Origin of the sequence: Halomonas sp. 113, from assembly GCF_904067645.1 — a bacterium.
GTDB lineage: Bacteria > Pseudomonadota > Gammaproteobacteria > Pseudomonadales > Halomonadaceae > Vreelandella > Vreelandella titanicae.
In genome coordinates, this window is the sequence record NZ_LR881453.1 from 3181216 (window position 1) to 3201649 (window position 20434).

Genomic DNA, 20434 nt, shown 5'->3' on the forward strand with positions numbered 1-20434 from the left:
ATTTCGGCGGCGTGTACTGTGCCGCCGCCACCCCCTTTACCCAGGACAGAAGCCCTGATCACGCCGCCTTTGCACAGCATTGTCATGCGCTTATCGAAGAAGGCTGCGACGGTATCGCCCTCCTTGGCACAACCGGTGAAGCAAACTCGTTGGGTCTGAAAGAACGACAGGAGCTCCTTGAGCGGGTGATTGAAGCCGGTATCGCGCCATCGCGGCTGATGCCAGGAACCGCACAAACCAGTGTGGCGGACACCGTAGCGCTGACGCGACACGCGGTCGAGGCTGGCGTAAAGGCGGTCGTGCTGCTGCCCCCCTTTTATTACAAGTGCGTCAGTGACGAAGGGCTCTTCCGTGCCTATGCCGACATTATCGACCAGGTCACCGATGACCGGCTGCGCGTGATCCTTTATCACATTCCTCAGATCTCCGGGGTCGCGATTTCGCAGGCGCTCATTACTCGCTTGCAAGCCGCCTACCCTGGCATTGTGATCGGGATCAAAGACAGCTCAGGTGATCTTGACAACATGCGCCGCACCATCGCCGAGTGTCCAGATTGCGCTGTGATGGCCGGGGCCGACCCGCTGATGCTGCCGCTTTTGCAATCAGGAGGCGCTGGTTGCATTACGGCCAGCTCGAATTTGGTCGCGGCGGATTTACGCATCGTCTTCGATAAATGGAATGATCCCACGCACCAGGCTGAGGTTGAGTCGGCACAGGCGCGCATCAATGCATGGCGCGAACTCACCAATGCCTACGTTCAGCTACCCACCGTCAAGACGATGCTAGCCCGTCGCCGTGGCCTAGATAGTTGGACACGCGTTCGCCCGCCGTTCATTGAGCTTTCTGATGAGGAGCGTGCGTCGGTCTTGACGCGAATGGAACAACTTGAGCATGAGGACAAAGCATGAGCGCAATCGATAAACCGATCACTATTCACCAGCCTAAGCGGCTGGAAGTGGGGGCCGGAGCCTCTGCTCGTTTAGGCTCATGGGCGGCTGGGGTCGAGCGATCGCTCGTCATCGCTGACCAGCACACGGCCAGCTATGCCGACGCACTAGAGCTGCCGGGTAACGTCACCATATTCGCTGACGTTACACCCGAACCCGACACCAGTGTACTTGAACGGGCAATTGCTTTCGCCCGCGAATGCCGGCCTGATCTGGTCGTGGGTCTCGGCGGCGGTTCGGTGATGGATATCGCCAAATTGGTCGCCGCACTTTGGGACGGTGAACAAGCGCTTAAGGACGTTGCGGGCCCGAACCGCGTGCAGGGGCGCCGCACTCTCCTCGCCCAAGTGGCAACAACCGCCGGCACCGGGTCCGAGGCGGGTATTCGCGCCCTGGTCACTGATCCGGATTCGAAGTCGAAAATCGCAGTTGAAAGCCCATATTTGCTGGCCGATTTCGCCGTACTCGACCCCGTGCTTACTTACTCGGTACCGCCTGCTGTCACCGCGGCGAACGGAATCGACGCCATGGCGCACTGTGTCGAAGCATTCACCAACATCAACGCGCACGACCTGATCGACGGCTATGCGCGAATGGGAATGTCCTTGATCGGCAAATACCTGCCACGCGCGGTCGCCGATGGTCAGGACACCGAAGCACGCGCCGGCATGATGCTCGCCTCGTATTACGGCGGAATCTGTCTAGGACCAGTAAATACCGCCGCGGGCCATGCCCTCGCCTATCCCCTGGGAACACGCCTCAGTCTTCCACATGGCCTATCTAATGCGATCATTTTTCCACACGTGCTTGCCTTTAATGAGTCTGTGCACTCAGAAAAGACGCGCGAAATCGCAGGTGCGCTGGGACTTCACTTCGATGGCTCCGCTGGATCGTTGTTTGATTCGGCGTATGCCTTTTGTCGAGATCTCGGCGTCGAGATGCAGCTTGCCAAACATGGCGCTCAAGAAGAAGACCTGTCTACCTGGGCCGAAGAAGCACATGGTATTCGCCGCTTGATGGACAATAATCCACGCGATATGACCGTTGACGATGTGCTTGCGATATACCGAGCTGCGCTCTAATTCACGGCACTTAAAAACCACCAGGCCTCAGCCCCATCGCTTTGAATAGCCAAAGCTATCTCTAGGCCTGCAGGTGATTGGAAATAACGGTTCAGCGAAATAAAAAAGAGATCCCCAATGGCGCCCAAGATAGAAGCTTTGAGACTCATCATTATTGCTGACGACCTCACCGGTGCACTCGACTCTAGCGCAGCATTTGCACGGTATGGGTTTCGCACCTATGCCGTGACCTCACCAGAGGCCATCGCGCGCGCGCTGGCCGAACGACGCCCAGAGGTTTTGGCCGTCTCGACACAAACGCGTGACGCCTCCCCAGAGGATGCTAAAGAGCGAGTCGCTCAAGTGATGCGGGCACTGCCTAGCGGCACACTCATTTTTAAGAAGGTTGACTCCCGGCTCAAAGGACCGATTGCCGCTGAGCTAGACGAAATCCCTTACCATAGGATCGTCGCCATGCCGGCAATCCCGCAATTCGAGCGGATCGTTGTCAACAGCTGCGTCAGCGGCTTTGGGGTGGACGCACCAATCTCGGTCGGCGATGCGCTAGGCCACCATGCCAGCAGCGCCTGTATACCTGATACGCTCCATGACGAAGAGATGGATCAGTGGATTGGCGCTCATACCACCGACACCCTATTTTTGGGTGCACGCGCGCTCGCAGAACGCTTGGCAATGCACATGGCCGAGCATGCGACTCCGCAAGACCTGCCGTTGTCGTTCCCGCCAGCGCTATGTATAACCGCAGGGTCAAGGGATCCGATTACATTGGCTCAGATTAAAGCGCTGCTCTCAGCTAAACTTGATGTCGTACATATACCGGCGCCCAACGGATGCTTAGACGCAGAGCCGCAGCAAAACGCCCGTATAACCGTGTTGCAGGCCACTTCCGGCGCCACATCAATACCGGCTGCAACGGTGGCAACGAATCTCGCTGCGTCGCTCAAAAAGCTAACCCCAGAGAATGACGTTACCTGGTTTCTCACGGGCGGAGCGACGGCTGAGGCTGTGCTGCTAAGTAACGATATACTGGAAATGCAAATACTCGGTGAAATTCTTCCCGGCCTTCCCGTCTGCCGAACCGAAAATACGGTATTTATTACTAAGTCGGGTGGCTTTGGCGCGGATGATACACTGGTAAGGGTCGCCGAAATGATTTGCAAAACTTAACGGAAAAGCCGCATGAGTGATCAACGAGAACCCACATCGGGACGCCGCAGTTTAGGCGAGATGGTCTACGACCAGATGCAACGTGCGATTAAGTCAGGGTCTTACCAAGCTGACGAGCGCTTACCGACTGAACATGAGCTTGCTGCAGAATTTCAGGTATCTCGCCCTATCGTGCGCGACGCACTGCAGAAACTACGCGAGCAAGGGCTGATCTATTCCCGGCGCGGTGCTGGCAGCTTCGTACGAAGCTTCGGCCTGCGGCAACCGTTGGGTTTCGGACAGATAGAAAACATTGCCGATTTAGAAGATTGCTATGATTTTCGCCTTAGTGTCGAGCCGGGAGCAGCAGCCAGGGCTGCGGAAAGGCACAACGAGGAAGACCTTCAACTCATTAAATCCGCCTTGAAATTATTGCGCGATGCAACCAACCGTCGCCGACATCATGAGGACGCAGATTTTCAGTTTCATTTGGCAATATCGCAGGCGTCGGGAAACCGCTATTACGCGACAGCAATGGAAGCACTGGAAGATCACATCGCCGTTGGCATGCAGTTTCATGGGCTCTCCCTCAAGGCAACGCCCGATGGCCTGCAACATGTGTTTGAAGAGCACCGCGCTATCGCTGAGGCGATCGAACAGCGTCACCCAGAACTCGCGCGTGATCTCATGCGTCAGCACTTGACCGGGTCGCGTGACCGCTTGTTCGAAGGAAAGCGACGCGCCACGACTTCCAGCCCCATGACAGCGACAAAGTAATTCTTATGTTCTTGCCTGGGCAGCGACATCACTACCACTATGAGAAAGCCTCTGGCAGCTACTTTATTCCTACCAGCACAGCGTCATGGTTGTACCACACAGAAAAAACGCCTGGAAAGTCGGATACCTACAAGACCGGGTGAATAAAGAGAGGGCCGTAGGCGCCCGCTGTGATTAGCAGCGGGCGCCTGCGCTCCCCTATTTTCATAACCTTCCCTACAGCAGTTGTGATTCGCACGGTTTCTCGGCAACCTATTAGCATCATTTTTAGCCGAGCAACGCAGCTATGCCTACCGCTTTTGATCAAACGCTCATCGCCATCGATGCCCTGCATGCCGAGGATCCGCGCTCCACGACGCTTGCCGATGGCACATCCATGCCCCAGGAACTGGCTTATGCCCAGCGCATGAGCGACTGGCTAGACCGCGTGCATGACGCTCCAGTTGAGGTGCTGCGCTTAGCCGTACGCGCCCAGCACTTACAGCGCTGGTTAGTACCGCGTGAGGAGTACCCCGAAGGGCGCGTAGGCTACTTAACCTGGCGACGCGACCAGGGAAAGCGCGCAGGCGATACCACCGCCCAGCTAATGCGCGACGCAGGCTACGCAGACGAAGATGCCATCCGAGCCGCAACGATAATCGGCAAGAAAGGCCTGGGTCGCGATCCCGATGTACAAGCGCTGGAAGATTGCGCCTGCCTGGTATTTTTAGAGAACTACTTTGCCGATTTCTCGCGCAAGATCGAGCACGACCATATGGTGCGCATTGTGCAGATGACCTGGCGCAAAATGTCACCCCGCGCCCATGCACTAGCCTTGAAGCTACCGATGTCGGATGCCTCATTAGCGCTAGTAAAAGAGGCCCTGGGAGCAGAGTAAGGTGCAGTGCAAAGCGCGACAGTGAGATGCAGCGGGGCAGCCGCTGCGGTAAAGTAGCGGTCTTCTTTTAATGCGCCCCCGGCACTGACGGCTTGATCAACTATGATTGCATCCTTGGACACCCGTACCGCCCCGTTCGAACGCTTGGGCAATGAGTATGTACGTTTTCTGCAGGCGCTTAAAACGCGCGGCTTCGAAGGCGAAATCGCTCCCGACTATGCCAACCGTACGGTGCTGGCAACGGATAACTCGATTTACCAGCGCCTGCCCCAGGCGGCGGTCTACCCCAAGCATGCCGAAGACCTAGAGCGCCTTACCCGGTTGGCCGCGCAAACCACTCACCGCAGCATTGTATTAACGCCCAGAGGCGGCGGCACCGGCACCAACGGTCAGTCGCTCACCGATGGCATCGTGGTGGATGTCTCCCGCCATATGAATCAGATCCTAGAGATCGATGTGGAAACACGGCGGGTGCGCGTTCAGGCAGGTGTGGTGAAGGATCAATTAAACGCAGCGCTCAAACCCCATGGGCTGTTTTTCGCCCCGGAGCTTTCGACCTCCAACCGCGCCACCATTGGCGGCATGATCTCTACCGATGCCAGCGGCCAGGGCAGCTGCGAATACGGAAAAACCCGTGATCATGTGCTGGAGCTCGATACCATTTTGATCGGTGGAAAGCACCTGCACAGCCGCGCTTTAACATCGGACGAAGAGCAGGCTGAGTGCCAGCAGGAAGGTATTCTGGGCCGCGTACATGCCACCGCCGCCAATATTATCGACCAACAGCGCGAATTGATTGCAGCCAAGTTCCCACCGCTCAACCGCTGCTTGACCGGCTACGATTTGGCCCACCTGCGCGATAGCGAGGGGCAGCTCAACCTCAACAGCCTGCTGTGCGGCTCGGAAGGCTCGCTGGGCTTTTTGAACGAGGCGGTGTTGAATGTGCTGCCGATTCCCAAGCACTCCACTCTGGTCAATGTGCGCTACACCAGTTTTATGGATGCACTGCGGGATGCCAAAGCGCTGATGGCCGCTAGCACCTCTTCACAACCTCAGCCGCAGGCGCTACAACCCCAGCCGCAGGCGCTGCGCCCTACTTCCATAGAGACCATCGACGACACCGTGCTGCAGTTGGCCATGGAGGACTTCGTCTGGGACAGCGTGGCGGAGTTCTTCCCGGCAACCGCTAACACGGCGATTCGTGGTATTAACCTGATCGAATTTAATGACGACGATGAGAGCGCCCTCGCCAAGCGGGTTCGCGCCTTCACCGACCACCTAAGCCAAGACACCACCGTTGAGCGCCTAGGCTACACCTTGGCCGAGGGGCGCGGGCAGATCCAGAAAGTCTACGCCATGCGCAAGCGCTCGGTGGGTTTGCTCGGCAATGTGCAGGGCGAGAAGCGGCCGATTCCGTTTGTGGAAGATACCGCCGTGCCGCCGGAGCACTTGGCGGACTTTATCACCGAGTTCCGCGCCGCGCTGGATGCCCGAGACCTCGCCTACGGGATGTTTGGCCATGTCGACGCCGGTGTACTGCACGTGCGCCCCGCCATCGATATGAAGGATCCCGAACAGGAAACACTGATTCGCGCGGTGTCCGATGAAGTGGCGGCGCTGACCCAGAAATATGGCGGCCTGCTGTGGGGCGAACACGGTAAGGGCGTGCGCTCGGAGTACTCACCTAAATTCTTTGGTGAGCTCTACCCCAGCCTACAGCGGGTAAAAGCCGCCTTTGACCCCTATAACCAGCTAAACCCTGGCAAGATCGCCTCACCTCTCTCTAACCCGCCAGGGGCCGCGGGCATTTCCACCTCGCCCGACGCTGCGGGCAAGCCTCAGAGTAGCGAGCTAATCGCCAAAGATAGCGACCCCGATCTGTTGACGGTGGATGGCGTGCCCATGCGCGGTCAGTTTGACCGCACCATCGATGAGCGCGCCTGGCAGGCCTATGACGCCGCGGTGTATTGCAACGGTAACGGCGCTTGCTACAACTACGACCTTGATGACCCCATGTGCCCCTCCTGGAAGGCGACGCGGGATCGTCGTCACTCGCCCAAAGGCCGCGCCAGCCTGATCCGCGAGTGGCTGCGCCTGCAGACCCAGGCGGGAATCGATGTTGTTGAGGAGTCGCGCAAGAAAAAAGCCGAAGGCGGCTGGGGCTTTATTAAACGCTTTCCGCTGCGGGTGGCGAATACTCTAAGCCGCAAGCAGCACCACGACTACTCCCATGAAGTTTATGACGCCATGGCGGGTTGCCTGGCGTGTAAGTCCTGCGCGAGTCAGTGCCCGATCAAGGTCAACGTTCCCCAGTTCCGCTCGCAGTTCTTGGAGGTCTACCACGGCCGTTACCTGCGCCCGCTGCGCGACTACGTGATTGGCGGCACCGAGTTTATGCTGCCTACCCTGGCCAAAGCCGCACCGCTGTATAACGCCGTGATTGGCCAGCGCTGGGTAGAGCAACTGATGCGCCGTACGCTGGGCATGAGCGACTCCCCGGCGCTTTCACGGGCCAGTGTTAAAAAGCAGCTAAACGCCTGGGGCGTTGCCGAGGCAACACCGCTCTCACTGGCCCTGTTAACCGAACAGCAGCGCGCCAATAGCGTGATTATTGTCCAGGATGCCTTCACCAGCCACTTTGAAGCCAAGCTGGTGATGGACGTGGTGGAACTGCTGTCACGCCTCAATCTACGCGTGTTTGTGATGCCCTATTCGGCGAACGGCAAACCACTCCAGGTGCAGGGCTTCTTGGGCGCCTTCGAACGTACCGCCGCCAAGCAGGCCGAGCGGCTACGCACCTTGGCCCGCTTTGATATCCCCCTGGTGGGTATCGACCCGGCGATGACGCTCACCTATCGCCAGGAGTACGTCAAAGCGCTAGGTAATGAGGCGGTGCCGGAGGTGCTGATGCTGCAGGAGTGGCTCACGACCCGCATCAATACGCTAGCGCCCAACCAACTTAAGCTAACCGACCCCGGCTTTAAGCTGCTCTCCCACTGCACCGAGAAAACCAATGCACCGGGTAGCCCTAAAGCATGGCAGCAGGTATTTGCGGCGTTTGGGTTAGAGCTTGAGCTGGTGGCCACCGGTTGCTGTGGTATGTCTGGCACCTACGGCCACGAAACCCGCAACGCCGCTACGTCCAAAACGATCTACGCCCAGTCGTGGCAGCCCCAGGTGGAGGCCGAAGAAAACGTAGGCAAGTTACTGGCCACCGGTTACTCCTGCCGCAGCCAGGTAAAGCGCTACTCTGAACAAGTGCTGCTACATCCTTTACAGGCGTTACTCATTGCCCTAAAGCGCAGCTAAAGTTTGTACAAACACTAAACCTTGTATAACGTTGAGGGAGCTAACGGCGTGCGGTGCAGAAAACTGTCACGCTGTTCATTGACTGTTATTTTTTCAGGAGCTGCCTTGTTATCTCTATTTTCTTCCCTGACTCGCCTAGGCGCAGGCGCTGTTTTAACCCTGAGCCTGGGGGCCATGGCGGTCGCTCAGGAAAACCGTGTTGAGACGCAGGTGGTTGCTGACTCTCCCCGGATAGAGATATTGCCACTTACCGGCAGCGTCAGTGCCCCACGTACCTCGCTGCTATCAAGTGCTGAAGCGGGTCAGGTCAGCGAGCTAACGGTTGAGATGGGCGACACAGTCACTCAAGGCCAGCCGCTGCTCTCCCTGGATACCCGCGATATTAGCCTGGAAAGCCAGCGCGCCCGCGCGGATCTGGCCCAGGCCGAAGCCGAGCGTGACGAAGCACAGCGCCTAGTAAGCGAAGCCAACCAGCTCTCGGCGCAAAACTTTGCCGCCAGCGACCGCCGCCAGCGTGAAAGCGCTTTAGCGGCGGCCCAGGCCACCCTTGAAGCGCGCCGAGCAGATTACGAGCTGGCTCAACTGCAGCTTGAGCGTCACCAGGTACGCGCCCCCTTCGACGGCATGGTCACCCACCGGGAGAGCAATATCGGTGAGTGGGTCAACCCTGGCGATACCCTGCTCACCTTGGTCGATTTAGCTTCACTTCGTTTAGATTTCTCGGTGCCACTCTCTGCCTTCCAACGCTTTGAGGGCTCTCAATTAGAGGTGCGCTTAGAAGGCAGCGATCAATGGCACCCGGCGCGCACCCTCGCGCGTATTCCTCTCGATGCCAGCTCAAGGCAGTTTCTGCTTCGCGCGGCGCCGGAAACACCGCTGGAGATGCTGCCAGGTATGGCGGTGGAAGGCCGTTTGCAACTTAACGGCGAAAGCGGGCCCAGCGTGCCGCGGGATGCCCTCATTCGCCGCCCGGATGGCAGCGTTAGCGTTTGGCTAGCCCGCCAGAGCGATGATACTTGGCAGGCGTTCGAACAGCGGGTTGAGATCGGCAGCAGCTACCAGGGAGAGGTCGCCGTCAATGAGGGCCTATCAGCGGGAGACCGCGTTATCGTCGTCGGTAATGAGCGGCTTGAAGAAGGACAAAACGTGTCCCTGAGCGACGACTAAAGGAGCCCGCCCCACCTATGTTTGCCGCCATTATTCGTCACGGCATCTTGGTTAGCGTCATTACGCTGATCCTGCTGATTCTGGGTATCGCCGCCATCTGGCGCATCCCTGTACAGATGATCCCTGACCTGGAAACCCGCGTGGTGGGTATCGAGACCCAGTGGCCGGGGGCTACGCCACAGGATATTGAAAAGGATATCCTGATCGAGCAGGAGGAGTTCCTGCGCAATGTGCCTAACCTGCAGCGCATGGAGTCGACAGCAAGCAGCGGTAGCGCCGAAATCGAGCTAGAGTTCCCTTTCGGCGTCGATCTCACCGAAACCTTGATTCGGGTTAACAACGCGCTAAGCCAGGTGCCCTCCTACCCCAACAACGTCGACCAGCCGCGCATCGTGGCCAACTCGTTTTCCGCCAACGCTTTTATGTACTTTAACGTTGGACCCCGGGAGGGCAATCCGCGCCAGCTCGATATGCCCGCCATGCGCGACTACCTGGAAGATAACGTCCGCCCGCGCCTGGAGAGTGTTGCTGGCGTATCAGAAGTCACGGTTTCCGGTGGCGCCGAACGGCAAATGCAGCTGTTGATCGACCCCGAAGCGCTAGCCGCCCGTGAACTGAGTATCGCTTATATTCAGGCCGCCCTTCAGGCCCGCAATCAGGATGTCTCCGGCGGTAACCTAGAGAGCGGCAAACGCCGCTACCTGCTGCGTACCGTAGGCCGTTTTGAGGATGTTGAAAGCCTTGAAGCGCTGATTCTCATCCGCGACGGCGACGCGGTTACCCGGCTAAGCGATGTGGCTGAGGTGCGCCAATCCTACGCCGAACTCACATCCCGCGCTTACAGCTCGGACGGTCAGCCGGTACTGAGCGTGCAGGTGCGCCGAGAACCGGGCGCCAATGTGATCGACATCAAGCGCGCCATGCTCGACGAAGTCGCGGCGCTTAATGAAGGTCTACTAGCCGAGCAGGGCATGCGCATGACGCTCTCCAGCGACGACGTGCGCTACGTGGAGTCATCGATTGCCAATGTTTGGGTTAACCTGGGCCTGGGCGCGCTGTTTGCCACCCTGGTGATGTACGCCTTCCTGCGCTCTGCCCGCGCCACCATGGCCGGGGTTATCGGCATCCCTATCTGCACCATCGCCGCCTTTCTAGGCCTGCTGCTAGCGGGCCGCACGCTCAACGTTATTTCGCTGGCGGGTGTTGCTTTCGCCATTGGCATGACGATAGACAACACCATCGTGGTGCTGGAGAGCATTGAGACCCAGCGCCGCCGAGGCTTGGCGCGTTTTGAAGCGGCTCTCGAGGGCGTTAAGCAAGTATGGCCTGCAGTGCTCGCTTCAACGTTGACCACTATTTTAGTCTTTGTGCCCATCTTCTTTATTCAGCAGGAAGCCGGGCAGCTCTACTCCGATATTGCAGTGGCCATCTCAACCTCGATTATTGTCTCAATGGTGGTTGCCATTACCGTTATTCCCACCCTGGGCGCGCATATCGATTTTCGTGGTAAGGAGAGTGCCTCAACGTCATCACCGCGCTGGGTACGCGGCTGCCTGTGGGTGGTTGATGGCATGATCCGCACTGCTTCCCGGCGCTTTCTCGCTATCGTGCTGGGCATCATGGGAGGTATCGGCATTTTTGTATTGTTGACACCCCCGGCCGAGTACCTGCCCGAAGGCGAAGAGGCCAAAACTTTTGCCAGTATGAACGCCCCGGCGAGTTACAACCTGGCCACCATGGATGCCATTGCGCAAACGCTGCAGCAAGAACTGGAGCCCCATGTAGGCGCTGCTCCAGAGGGCTTCGAACGCGGCGACACCGATATCCCGCCGATTCGCACCATGGGCATACAAGCCGAAGCTCAAAGCCTACGGATCATTGCAGAAACCATCGACCCCACCCATATTGAAGCCTTGATGGACGCCCTCACCCGGCGCTTTGAAAGGTACCCGGACATGCGCGCCTTTGCCGCCCGTGGCTCGATTATCTCCAGCAACGACGGCGGAACGCGCAGCATCACGCTGGATATTGCCGGTAACGATCTAAACGAACTCTACACCACCGCCAATGCGATTTATCAGCGCGCCGAGACAGTGTTCGACAACCCGCGCATTCAGTCGCGGCCCTCCGCCCTGGATCTTGGCCAGCCGCTGATTGAGGTGTATCCCGATTGGGAGCGCGCCGCAGAAGTCGGCCTGGATACCAACGCCCTGGGCACCACCGTCGCGGTGCTCACCAACGGCGCCTACCTGGATGACTTTTATCTCGACGACGAGAAAATCGACCTTTACGGCTATGGCTCCGAGGCGGGGGATATTGACCTGGACGCCCTTGCCACCCTGCCCATCTATACCCCTTCTGGTGTGAGCGTTCCACTCAATACCCTTGCCGAAATTCGCGAAACCGTGGGAACGGCCACCCTTCGGCGGGTGGATGGTCGACGCAGTGTTACGCTGGACGTCATCCCACCTCGCAGCGTGACGCTGGAAGCCGGTATCGACCGTATGCAGCGTGAGGTGATTGAACCACTGCGCAATGAGAGCGCAATCCCTGCCAACATTAACGTCAGCGTGACCGGCGCGGGGGATCAGTTAGACGCCACCCGCCAGGCGCTTACCGGCAATGCGTTAATTGCATTAGCTATTGTGTATCTGCTGCTGGTGGCAATTTTTGCCCACTGGGGTTATCCGCTGCTTATCCTCGCCACTATTCCATTAGGCGCCGCTGGGGGAATTGTGGGGCTATGGCTAATGAATACCGTGGGAGCTCAGTTGCCAAAAATTGGCTTGAGTGCCATCAGCCAGCCGTTTGATATGATCACCATGCTGGGCTTTTTGATTTTGATAGGGACAGTGGTTAACAACCCGATATTGGTTGTTCATCAGGCGAGAGAGAATCTGCGCACGGCGAGCATGGGGGTTCGTGAAGCCGTTCAACAGGCGGTAGAGAGCCGTTTAAGGCCTATCGCCATGACGACTCTCACTACCCTTTGCGGCCTTTCGCCGCTGGTGTTTCTGCCTGGGGAAGGCACCGAGCTTTACCGCGGCGTTGGGGCCATTGTGCTATTCGGGCTGCTCGGCACGGCGATCGTCACCGTCACCTTCTTGCCAGCGCTTACCGTCGCCGTGCTCAGTTGGAAAACCAAACGACCGGCGAGCTAAAAGCGGGCTACTTAGAAGAACAAACGCTTAAGTGCCAACCCCGGGTCACTTTCGCGCATAAAGGCTTCGCCGACCAGAAAACCGTTGACGCTGTGGTCGCGCATTAGCTCAACGTCATCGCGGGTATGAATACCCGATTCGGTAATCACTGTGACGCCCTCAGGAATGCGCGGCAACAGATCCAAGGTGGTATTCAGGCTGGTTTCAAAGGTATGCAGGTTGCGGTTGTTGATGCCGACCAGCTTTAGATCCAGTGCCAGGGCACGCTCAAGCTCGTTGGCGTCGTGCACCTCGACCAGCACATCCATACCCAACTGATTGGCCTGCTGATGCAGGTCGCGTAGCTGTGCATCGTCCAGGGCAGCAACGATCAGCAGAATACAGTCAGAACCAATCGCCCGCGCTTCACAGACCTGATAGCCATGGGTGATAAAGTCCTTGCGAATCACCGGCAGTGTGCAGACGTCCCGAGCGGCAATTAGATAGTCTTCATGGCCCTGGAAGAAGTCGGCGTCGGTAAGCACGGAGAGACAGGCAGCGCCGCCCTGGGCATAGCTTTTGGCGATATCCGAGGGGTGAAATTCTTCGCGAATAACGCCTTTTGACGGTGAGGCTTTTTTCACCTCGGCGATAATCGCCGGATCACCCGTTGCGATGCGCGTATTCAGCGCCTCAATAAAGCCACGCGGGGTGCTCTGCTGCTCTCCTAACGCGAGCAAATCCGCCTCTGAAACGGCCTGACGGCGCTCTGCCACCTCCTGGTCTTTGCGAGCAAGAATGCGCGTTAAAATAGTCGGCGTTGCCTGTTGAGTCATGGTGGTCTCTTACTGTTTAAAAACGCTGGTGAAGTGCGAAAGCTCTCTAAGCTTCTCAAGCGGCAGTTTAGAAGCTTGCGCGTCCTGGGCTACCATCACACCCTCTTTTAACGTATCCGCAACGCCCGAACAGTAGAGCGCGGCCCCTGCATTTAGCGCGACCATATCGGCAGCGGCACCTTCACCGGAAAGCGCGGCCTTAACCAAGCGCAGGCTGTCTTCGGCGCTGGCGGCTTTCAGTGTTGCCAAGCTTTGGCGCTCAATACCCAGTTCTTCGGGTGTAATGGTGTACTGGGTAATCTCACCCGCTTTAAGCTCGGCTACCAAGGTGGGGCTGGCCAGAGATATCTCATCCAGACCGTCCTCGGAGTGAACGACCATCACATGGCGGCTACCCAAGGTTTGCAACACTTCCGCCATCAGCGGCACCAGCTCCGGCGCGTAAACACCCAGTACCTGATTGGGAGCACCAGCAGGATTGGTCAACGGGCCCAAAATATTAAACAGCGTGCGCACGCCCATTTCACGGCGGGGGCCAATGGCATAGCGCATGGCCGGATGATGATTAGGCGCAAACATAAAGCCTACACCCACCTGCTCGATACAGCGCGCTACCTGGTCAGGCTTGAGATCCAGGTAGATGCCCGCCACATCGAACAGATCCGCACTACCCGATGAAGACGAAACGCTTCGGTTGCCATGTTTGGCCACATGGGCACCAGCGGCAGCGGCGACAAAACTGGCGGCGGTGGAAACGTTAAACAGGTTGGCACCATCGCCACCGGTGCCGACAATGTCCACAACGTTTTCAGCACTCAGTTCAACGCGCTTCATCAACTCGCGCATTACTTGAGCAGCGGCGCTAATTTCCGCGGCACTTTCACCTTTCATGGCGAGGCCTACTAACAGGCCACCAATTTGTGCATCGCTTGCATCGCCGGTCATGATCTGACGCATCAAAGCGTGCATGGCATCGAAAGAGAGGTCTTCGCGGCGCATCACCGCATTAATCGCATCTCGCATTTGCATGAGCAGAGGGGCCCCTAAAAGCGTGTGAAACCGGCTATCAGCCGCGTTTTAAAAAGTTGGCCAACAGCTCATGGCCTTGGCGGGTAAGAATCGACTCGGGGTGAAACTGCACCCCTTCAATATCCAACTCGCGGTGACGAAACCCCATGACTAAACCGGGGGTTACGTCGTCATCACCTGTCCAGGCAGTGATTTGTAAACAGTCGGGCAGGCTCGCTTTATCGACCACCAGGGAGTGATAGCGGGTAACCTCAACCGGGTTATCCAGCCCTTCAAACACGCCTTGGTTAGCATGCAGCACAGCGGAGGTTTTACCATGCATCACCTGTGGCGCGTGCACGACCTTGCCACCATACACTTGGCCAATCGCCTGATGGCCCAGGCAAACGCCTAAAATAGGCAGCTTGCCTGCAAAGTGTTTGATGGCGGTCATGGATATGCCCGCCTCGTTGGGAGTGCAGGGCCCAGGCGATACCACCAGGTGTGTCGGCGCCAGCATTTCGATCTGCTCAATGGTGATTTCGTCATTGAGGTGAGTGATGACTTCGGCACCAAGCTCACCCAGGTACTGGACAATGTTGAACGTGAAACTGTCATAATTGTCCAGCATCACCACTTTTTGCGCTGACTGTTCCTGTGATGGCTGTTTATGCACCGACTGAGCTTGCGCCATTGCCCCACTTACTCCGTTGTGTCATTTCGACCACAGATTAAACCGTTAATGGAGTGATGATACCGCAACCGAGCACTCCCTTGCAGGGGTTAAGTGTCAACCAGCCCCCTCCCCTTTAGACCACCAGCGCTATGGGCGATAAATCACAGCTTTGGGGATGCCACACCGATGCCGCGAATAAGAAACCGTTCAGCCAGTCATAAGGCACGCTATGCTTAGGAGTGTAATACTATTCAGCATAGTGGCACTTTTCACTTGAGGGAATCCTCCCTTGGGTAATACTTCTTGCGGCCTCGCATTGCAGTGGAACTGGCAACGGGCCACCGCAGTCTTTATTATCTGCCGTCTTTTTCGATAGTTTTTTTAGCCAGTTAGGAGCGTGGGATGTCAAAGTGGTTTACCTGGGTGTGGGCGCTCTTATTCGTCGCGCTGATAAGCGCTGCGCCAGCTTATGCCAACACAACGCTGCGCGTAATTGCCTCCTTTTCAGTCATGGAGGAGCTGGTCAAACGAGTGGCGGGTGACACTGTCAGCGTCAATGTCATTGTGCCACGGGGAGAAGATGTTCACCGCTGGGAGCTAACCCCACCCAACGTACTGGCGTTAGAAGAGACGCATATTGTGTTTTATAACGGGCTTGGACTAGAGCCTTGGATACGCCATGTTGAGGCGATGTCTGACGACCGGCTAACGCTAGTGGAAGTGGCTAAAAAGGCCGACTATACGCCGCTGACGATTTCCACCGGGCAGTATAAAGGCGAGCCAGACCCGCATATGTGGATGGATCCAGAGGGCGCTGCAGCCTACATCGATGTCATTGCTGAGACCCTGGCCGAGCATCTACCCGAGCAAGCCGATGCGTTTTATACCCGCGCTGATGAGGCACGCAAGGCGCTGAACAATCTTAACCAAGCGGTAAAAGAGCGGCTTGAAGGTATTCCACAAACTAACCGCACATTACTAACCAGTGAGGCAGGTTTTGGTTATTTTGCCCGCGCCTACGCCTTTGATGCTCAAGGGGTGTGGGGGGTTAACCACGAGACCCAAGGCAGCGCCCAGGCAATGGCCAAGATCAGCGAACAGCTTGCCGAGAAACGCCCCCCTGCGCTGTTTTTTGAAAGCACTACACCTAGTATCCATATGGACGCCCTGTCCCGGGAGGCTTCACTGCCCCTAGCAGGTCCGCTGTATGTCGACTCGCTGAGCGGTGAAGATGGCCCCGCTGCCAACTACGCGGACATGCTGCGCCATAACGCTGAAGTGATGCATACCGCGCTAGGGGGCGCCACGGCCGAGTAAGCGACCGACCAAGCCTAGTCAATGACCTTTGTCGGTCGAGGTGCGTTCAACAGCAACTCAGTTAACGAACTGAGTACTAGGTCGGGATGGCTATTCTCTATCGGCTCCCCATGGTTATAACCATAGGGCAGCGCCAGAGTAGTAAAGCCTGCCGCCTTTCCAGCCGCCATATCGTGACGTGAATCGCCGACCATCACACATTCAGTTGGCGGTATTTGGCAATAGTGCGCAGCGTGAAGCAGCGGCAATGGGTGGGGCTTCTTTTCGGCCAAAGAATCACCGCCGAGACATAGGGTAAAATAGTTCAGCAGCTCGAAGTGATTTAACAGCGGCTCAATGAAGCATTCGGGCTTATTGGTAATCAGCACCAGGGTCAGACCTTGCTGGTACAGCGCCTCTAGGGCTTGCTTTACGCCAGGGTAGAGTGTTGTCAGGGCATTAGGTGCAGCGCCGTAGTGCCCCATAAACGCATCATAGGCGCGCTGTTGCAGGCTAGGTTCTGGCGGGGCTTGCAACGCCCAGGTCAGAGCTCGTTCCACTAATACCGGCGCGCCATTGCCCACCCAATCCCGTACCTTTGTCTCATTCGGCTCAGGTAAATCCAGCTCGCTTAACGTGCGTGCCACGGCGGCGGCAAGGTCGGGCACTGAATCGATCAGCGTTCCGTCCAAGTCGAAGGCAATTAGCCGTTTTCCCTGTAGCACTGGGTGTCGTTCTGAGTAGTGACTTGGATGTATTTTCAATGCGCTCTGCCCCATTTTGATTTAAAAACCATTTTACCTGCTCAAAGCAAACGTTCGCATTAGTCAGACGCATCAGAACCTTCTATGCTGGGGCTAATTTAGTTAAGGAGGTAGTGATATGCCCACTCCCAGAATCGTGGTTGTCGGCGCCGGTGCTGGCGGCTTAGCCCTTGCCACACGATTAGGCCGCACCTTGGGTAAGCGCAAACGCGCAGAAATTGTGCTGCTAGACCGCAATACCACCCACGTATGGAAACCGCTGCTCCACGAACTGGCCACCGGTGTACTGAACTCCAGCATGGACGAGGTGGATCTTCGCGGGCATTCATCGGCTCACTTCTACCGTTATCAGCGCGGTTCGCTAACCGGCATTAATCGCGAGCAACAGACGCTGCAATTAGCGCCGATTCATGATGAAGATGGGCAAGAGGTACTACCCGCCCGCGAGCTTGCCTATGACTATCTGGTCATGGCCATAGGCAGCGTTTCCAACGATTTCGGCACGCCCGGCGTGGCGGAGCACTGCCACTTTATTGATTCGCCCGAGCAGGCCAAGGCGTTCCAGCGCGATATGATCAACACCTTTCTGCGCTATACCGACCCCAACCTACGCCAACATACTCAGTTAACCATTGGTATCGTCGGCGGCGGTGCAACAGGGGTAGAGCTTGCGGCCGAATTATTTGACGCTTCGCGCATGCTCAATGCCTATGGGGTGACGTCCGTTGACCACCAGCAAATCAGCGTACACCTACTGGAAGCGGCGCCGCGCTTGCTTCCAGGGCTTTCCGAGCGGGTCAGCCAAACTGTCAAAACAGAGCTTGAGAGCATGGGCGTAACCGTCCATACCGACACCGCCGTTAAAGAAGCTCAGGCGCATCAGTTGATCACCGGTGACGATGAAGTGATCAAAACCGATATCAACGTGTGGGCAGCGGGTATCAAAGCGCCGCCGTTTTTGGCGGAGCTAGGCCTGACAACGAATAAGAAAAACCAAATTGAAGTAAAAAGCACCCTACAAAGCGTCGATGATGAGGAAATTTTTGCTCTAGGCGACTGCGCCAGTTGCCCGATGGGTGAAAGCGGCACGGTGCCTCCTCGCGCCCAGGCTGCTCACCAGCAGGCTAAGCTGCTCGCCAAAAACCTGGTCAATAAACTGGAAGGCAAACCGCTAGCCGATTTCCGCTATCGCGATCACGGCTCGCTGGTATCGCTGGCCCGCTACGATGCGGTAGGTAATTTGATGCGCAGCTCCGCCTCCCGCGGCCTGTTTTTAGAGGGCTGGCTGGCTCGCCAAGCCTATGCATCGCTCTACCGCATGCACCAGCTCTCTATTCATGGGGCGCCGAAGACGGGGCTGGCCTGGCTGGTCGATAAGCTTAATCGTTACTTAAAACCGCGCATGAAATTGCACTAAACGACACTCGACACTGACTTTTTACTTGGCCAGCGCCGCTCGCATCTGCTTGATCACCGTGTCATAGCCGTGCGGGTCGCTGGCTTGGTGGGCGCTGAAAATGGCGGAACCTGCCACAAAGGTATCGGCGCCCGCTGCGGCGATCTCGGCGATGTTATCCACTTTCACCCCACCGTCGATTTCCAAGCGAATAGGCCGTCCTGACGCATCAATACGCGCCCGCGCTTCACGCAGCTTGTCCAGCGTGCCGGGAATAAAGGATTGCCCACCAAAACCTGGGTTGACGCTCATCAGCAGCACCATATCGACTTTATCCATCACATAGTCGAGATAGGAGAGCGGCGTGGCCGGATTAAATACCAAGCCGGCTTTGCAGCCACCATCACGGATCAACTGCAGCGAGCGATCAACGTGCTCAGACGCTTCCGGGTGAAAGGTGATATAGCTGGCGCCCGCCTCAATAAAGTCGCTGATCATGCGGTCTACCGGTTTAACCATTAGGTGCACGTCGATGGGCGCCGTGACGCCATGCTTACGCAGCGCCTTACACACCATGGGCCCGATGGTCAGGTTGGGCACATAGTGATTATCCATGACGTCGAAGTGCACCACATCCGCGCCTGCAGCCAGCACGTTATCCACCTCCTCACCCAGCCTGGCAAAGTCAGCCGATAAAATAGAGGGGGCAATCAAGAAATCCTGCGCAGCGGTCATATTCCATTCCTGCTTATCAATCAGTAGACGAAGTGTAGACACTCGATATACCCGCGAGTGTGCAGGCAAGAGAGCAAAGCCAAGCTGCTATCTTATCAGAGCCGCTTAACAGAACCACGTATACGCGTCGCGCATCTCATCACACACATATTCTTAAATAGAATATAAAGCATGATTGTAATTCCACATTGATAGATTTAACCTTGCCAATATCGCGATACTAAGCGCTTACTGTTTTTAAGGAGTTTCTCTATGGCACTGCCAACAATTTTCCGCCGCAGCCTGATTGCCATTGCGTTAGGCGTTACGGTAAGTGGAACCGCCGCCGCCCAAGAGCGTGAACTACTCAACTCGTCTTACGATATCGCTCGCGAGCTGTTTGCTGCGATCAACCCTGAGTTTCAAGCCTGGTGGCAGGAAGAACACGGTGAAGAGATTGCCATTAGCCAGTCTCACGGCGGCTCTTCCGCACAAGCCCGTGCCATCCTTCAGGGCCTACGTGCCGATGTGGTGACCTTTAACCAGGTGACCGACGTGCAGGTACTCGCCGATGCTGGACTGGTGGCCGAAGATTGGCAGGATGCGTTTGAGAACAATGCCTCCCCCTACTACTCCACCACCGCCTTCCTAGTGCGTAAAGGCAACCCTAAAGGAATTGAGAGCTGGGACGACTTAGTCAAAGAAGATGTACAGATGGTCTTCCCCAACCCGAAAACCTCGGGTAACGGTCGTTATACTTACTTAGCCGCCTGGGGCTTTGCCGAGAACGAGTTCGATGGCGATGAAGAGCAAATCGAAGAGTTCATGCGCACCTTCTTAGCCAACGTAGCGGTGTTTGATACCGGCGGTCGTGGCGCAACCACCAGCTTTATCGAGCGTGAAATTGGCGATGTACTGATTAGTTTCGAGTCTGAAGTCAACAACATTCGCAAAGAGTATGGCAGTGACGACTACGAAGTCATCGTGCCACCCGTTAGCATTCTGGCAGAGTTCCCCGTTGCCGTTGTTGGTGAAAACGCAGAGCGCAACGGTAACAGCGATTTGGCCCAGAACTATCTTGAGTACCTCTACACAGAAGAAACTCAACGCCTACTGGCAGGCTTCAACTACCGAGTGCATAACGAAGCCGTGGTCGAAGAGTTCGCCGACCAGTTCCCGGAAACCGAACTGCTTGAAGTAGATGAAGTGTTTGGTAGCTGGGATGAAGCCATGGAGACCCACTTTGAGGGTGGTGGCCTTCTCGACCAGTTACAGCGCCGCTAATATTCACTCATGAGC

16 protein-coding genes are annotated in these 20434 nt (G+C 56.9%); 11 read left to right on the top strand and 5 right to left on the bottom strand.

Translation table 11 applies throughout. The features are described 5' to 3' along the window. The first annotated feature begins 11 nt into the window (after positions 1 to 11). The 8 genes from YERSI8AC_RS15070 to YERSI8AC_RS15105 all read left to right on the top strand — a co-directional run bounded on the left by YERSI8AC_RS15070 (position 12) and on the right by YERSI8AC_RS15105 (position 12466). Positions 12 to 908, top strand: a complete 897-nt coding sequence (locus YERSI8AC_RS15070) for a dihydrodipicolinate synthase family protein (RefSeq protein WP_201304221.1) — start codon at positions 12 to 14, stop codon at positions 906 to 908. Continuing rightward, positions 905 to 2029 (top strand): iron-containing alcohol dehydrogenase, encoded by a 1125-nt coding sequence (locus tag YERSI8AC_RS15075; RefSeq protein WP_022522882.1) that lies wholly within the window; start codon positions 905 to 907, stop codon positions 2027 to 2029. Before YERSI8AC_RS15070 ends, YERSI8AC_RS15075 begins: the two co-directional genes overlap by 4 nt. Positions 2030 to 2146: 117 nt before the next feature. Then, positions 2147 to 3196 (top strand): four-carbon acid sugar kinase family protein, encoded by a 1050-nt coding sequence (locus YERSI8AC_RS15080; protein ID WP_022522881.1) that lies wholly within the window; start codon positions 2147 to 2149, stop codon positions 3194 to 3196. 12 nt (positions 3197 to 3208) lie between these two features. Then, on the top strand, positions 3209 to 3952 hold the full coding sequence (locus YERSI8AC_RS15085; protein ID WP_022522880.1) for a FadR/GntR family transcriptional regulator: 744 nt from the start codon (positions 3209 to 3211) through the stop codon (positions 3950 to 3952). 286 nt (positions 3953 to 4238) lie between these two features. Then, positions 4239 to 4829: a DUF4202 domain-containing protein gene (locus YERSI8AC_RS15090; protein ID WP_022522879.1), complete on the top strand. Its 591-nt coding sequence runs from the start codon at positions 4239 to 4241 to the stop codon at positions 4827 to 4829. A 102-nt stretch (positions 4830 to 4931) separates the two neighbouring features. Continuing rightward, a complete protein-coding gene (locus YERSI8AC_RS15095; RefSeq protein WP_022522878.1) occupies positions 4932 to 8138 on the top strand; it encodes an FAD-binding and (Fe-S)-binding domain-containing protein in 3207 nt (1068 codons plus the stop codon). A gap of 105 nt (positions 8139 to 8243) precedes the next feature. Continuing rightward, on the top strand, positions 8244 to 9305 hold the full coding sequence (locus YERSI8AC_RS15100; RefSeq protein WP_022522877.1) for an efflux RND transporter periplasmic adaptor subunit: 1062 nt from the start codon (positions 8244 to 8246) through the stop codon (positions 9303 to 9305). 17 nt (positions 9306 to 9322) lie between these two features. Further along, positions 9323 to 12466: an efflux RND transporter permease subunit gene (locus YERSI8AC_RS15105; RefSeq protein WP_159177008.1), complete on the top strand. Its 3144-nt coding sequence runs from the start codon at positions 9323 to 9325 to the stop codon at positions 12464 to 12466. Positions 12467 to 12477: 11 nt separating this feature from the next. Here YERSI8AC_RS15105 and trpC read toward each other — a convergent pair whose 3' ends face one another. From trpC to YERSI8AC_RS15120, 3 genes are read right to left on the bottom strand one after another with little or no spacing between them, the layout of a single operon-like run. Further along, positions 12478 to 13281 (bottom strand): indole-3-glycerol phosphate synthase TrpC, encoded by an 804-nt coding sequence (gene trpC / locus YERSI8AC_RS15110; protein WP_022522875.1) that lies wholly within the window; start codon positions 13279 to 13281, stop codon positions 12478 to 12480. A 9-nt stretch (positions 13282 to 13290) separates the two neighbouring features. Further along, positions 13291 to 14310: an anthranilate phosphoribosyltransferase gene (gene trpD, locus YERSI8AC_RS15115; protein ID WP_027958429.1), complete on the bottom strand. Its 1020-nt coding sequence runs from the start codon at positions 14308 to 14310 to the stop codon at positions 13291 to 13293. A gap of 37 nt (positions 14311 to 14347) precedes the next feature. Beyond that, positions 14348 to 14983: an anthranilate synthase component II gene (locus tag YERSI8AC_RS15120; protein WP_009287988.1), complete on the bottom strand. Its 636-nt coding sequence runs from the start codon at positions 14981 to 14983 to the stop codon at positions 14348 to 14350. A 384-nt stretch (positions 14984 to 15367) separates the two neighbouring features. Between YERSI8AC_RS15120 and YERSI8AC_RS15125 the strand changes: the two genes are divergently transcribed. Then, positions 15368 to 16282, top strand: a complete 915-nt coding sequence (locus YERSI8AC_RS15125) for a metal ABC transporter substrate-binding protein (protein ID WP_022522808.1) — start codon at positions 15368 to 15370, stop codon at positions 16280 to 16282. 14 nt (positions 16283 to 16296) lie between these two features. Here the strand turns inward: YERSI8AC_RS15125 and YERSI8AC_RS15130 are convergent, their stop codons facing one another. Then, the gene (locus YERSI8AC_RS15130) at positions 16297 to 17040 is read right to left on the bottom strand and encodes a phosphoglycolate phosphatase (RefSeq protein ID WP_159177009.1); all 744 of its coding nucleotides are present in this window, start codon (positions 17038 to 17040) and stop codon (positions 16297 to 16299) included. Between the two features lie 103 nt (positions 17041 to 17143). Between YERSI8AC_RS15130 and YERSI8AC_RS15135 the strand changes: the two genes are divergently transcribed. Further along, the gene (locus YERSI8AC_RS15135) at positions 17144 to 18442 is read left to right on the top strand and encodes an NAD(P)/FAD-dependent oxidoreductase (protein ID WP_022522806.1); all 1299 of its coding nucleotides are present in this window, start codon (positions 17144 to 17146) and stop codon (positions 18440 to 18442) included. A 21-nt stretch (positions 18443 to 18463) separates the two neighbouring features. Here the strand turns inward: YERSI8AC_RS15135 and rpe are convergent, their stop codons facing one another. Beyond that, positions 18464 to 19156 (bottom strand): ribulose-phosphate 3-epimerase, encoded by a 693-nt coding sequence (gene rpe / locus YERSI8AC_RS15140; protein ID WP_022522805.1) that lies wholly within the window; start codon positions 19154 to 19156, stop codon positions 18464 to 18466. Between the two features lie 252 nt (positions 19157 to 19408). Between rpe and cysP the strand changes: the two genes are divergently transcribed. Then, positions 19409 to 20419, top strand: coding sequence for a thiosulfate ABC transporter substrate-binding protein CysP (gene cysP, locus YERSI8AC_RS15145; protein ID WP_022522804.1), 1011 nt, complete (start codon positions 19409 to 19411; stop codon positions 20417 to 20419). Positions 20420 to 20434: the final 15 nt, after the last annotated feature.

Excerpts from the sequence above, each read along its gene's own strand:
- YERSI8AC_RS15075 (WP_022522882.1), top strand. The coding sequence starts at position 905 with ATGAGCGCAATCGATAAACCGATCACTATTCACCAGCCTAAGCGGCTG.
- YERSI8AC_RS15080 (WP_022522881.1), top strand. The coding sequence starts at position 2,147 with ATGGCGCCCAAGATAGAAGCTTTGAGACTCATCATTATTGCTGACGAC.
- YERSI8AC_RS15085 (WP_022522880.1), top strand. The coding sequence starts at position 3,209 with ATGAGTGATCAACGAGAACCCACATCGGGACGCCGCAGTTTAGGCGAG.
- YERSI8AC_RS15090 (WP_022522879.1), top strand. The coding sequence starts at position 4,239 with ATGCCTACCGCTTTTGATCAAACGCTCATCGCCATCGATGCCCTGCAT.
- YERSI8AC_RS15095 (WP_022522878.1), top strand. The coding sequence starts at position 4,932 with ATGATTGCATCCTTGGACACCCGTACCGCCCCGTTCGAACGCTTGGGC.
- YERSI8AC_RS15105 (WP_159177008.1), top strand. The coding sequence starts at position 9,323 with ATGTTTGCCGCCATTATTCGTCACGGCATCTTGGTTAGCGTCATTACG.
- trpC (WP_022522875.1), bottom strand. The coding sequence starts at position 13,281 with ATGACTCAACAGGCAACGCCGACTATTTTAACGCGCATTCTTGCTCGC.
- trpD (WP_027958429.1), bottom strand. The coding sequence starts at position 14,310 with ATGCAAATGCGAGATGCGATTAATGCGGTGATGCGCCGCGAAGACCTC.
- YERSI8AC_RS15120 (WP_009287988.1), bottom strand. The coding sequence starts at position 14,983 with ATGGCGCAAGCTCAGTCGGTGCATAAACAGCCATCACAGGAACAGTCA.
- YERSI8AC_RS15125 (WP_022522808.1), top strand. The coding sequence starts at position 15,368 with ATGTCAAAGTGGTTTACCTGGGTGTGGGCGCTCTTATTCGTCGCGCTG.
- YERSI8AC_RS15130 (WP_159177009.1), bottom strand. The coding sequence starts at position 17,040 with ATGGGGCAGAGCGCATTGAAAATACATCCAAGTCACTACTCAGAACGA.
- YERSI8AC_RS15135 (WP_022522806.1), top strand. The coding sequence starts at position 17,144 with ATGCCCACTCCCAGAATCGTGGTTGTCGGCGCCGGTGCTGGCGGCTTA.
- rpe (WP_022522805.1), bottom strand. The coding sequence starts at position 19,156 with ATGACCGCTGCGCAGGATTTCTTGATTGCCCCCTCTATTTTATCGGCT.
- cysP (WP_022522804.1), top strand. The coding sequence starts at position 19,409 with ATGGCACTGCCAACAATTTTCCGCCGCAGCCTGATTGCCATTGCGTTA.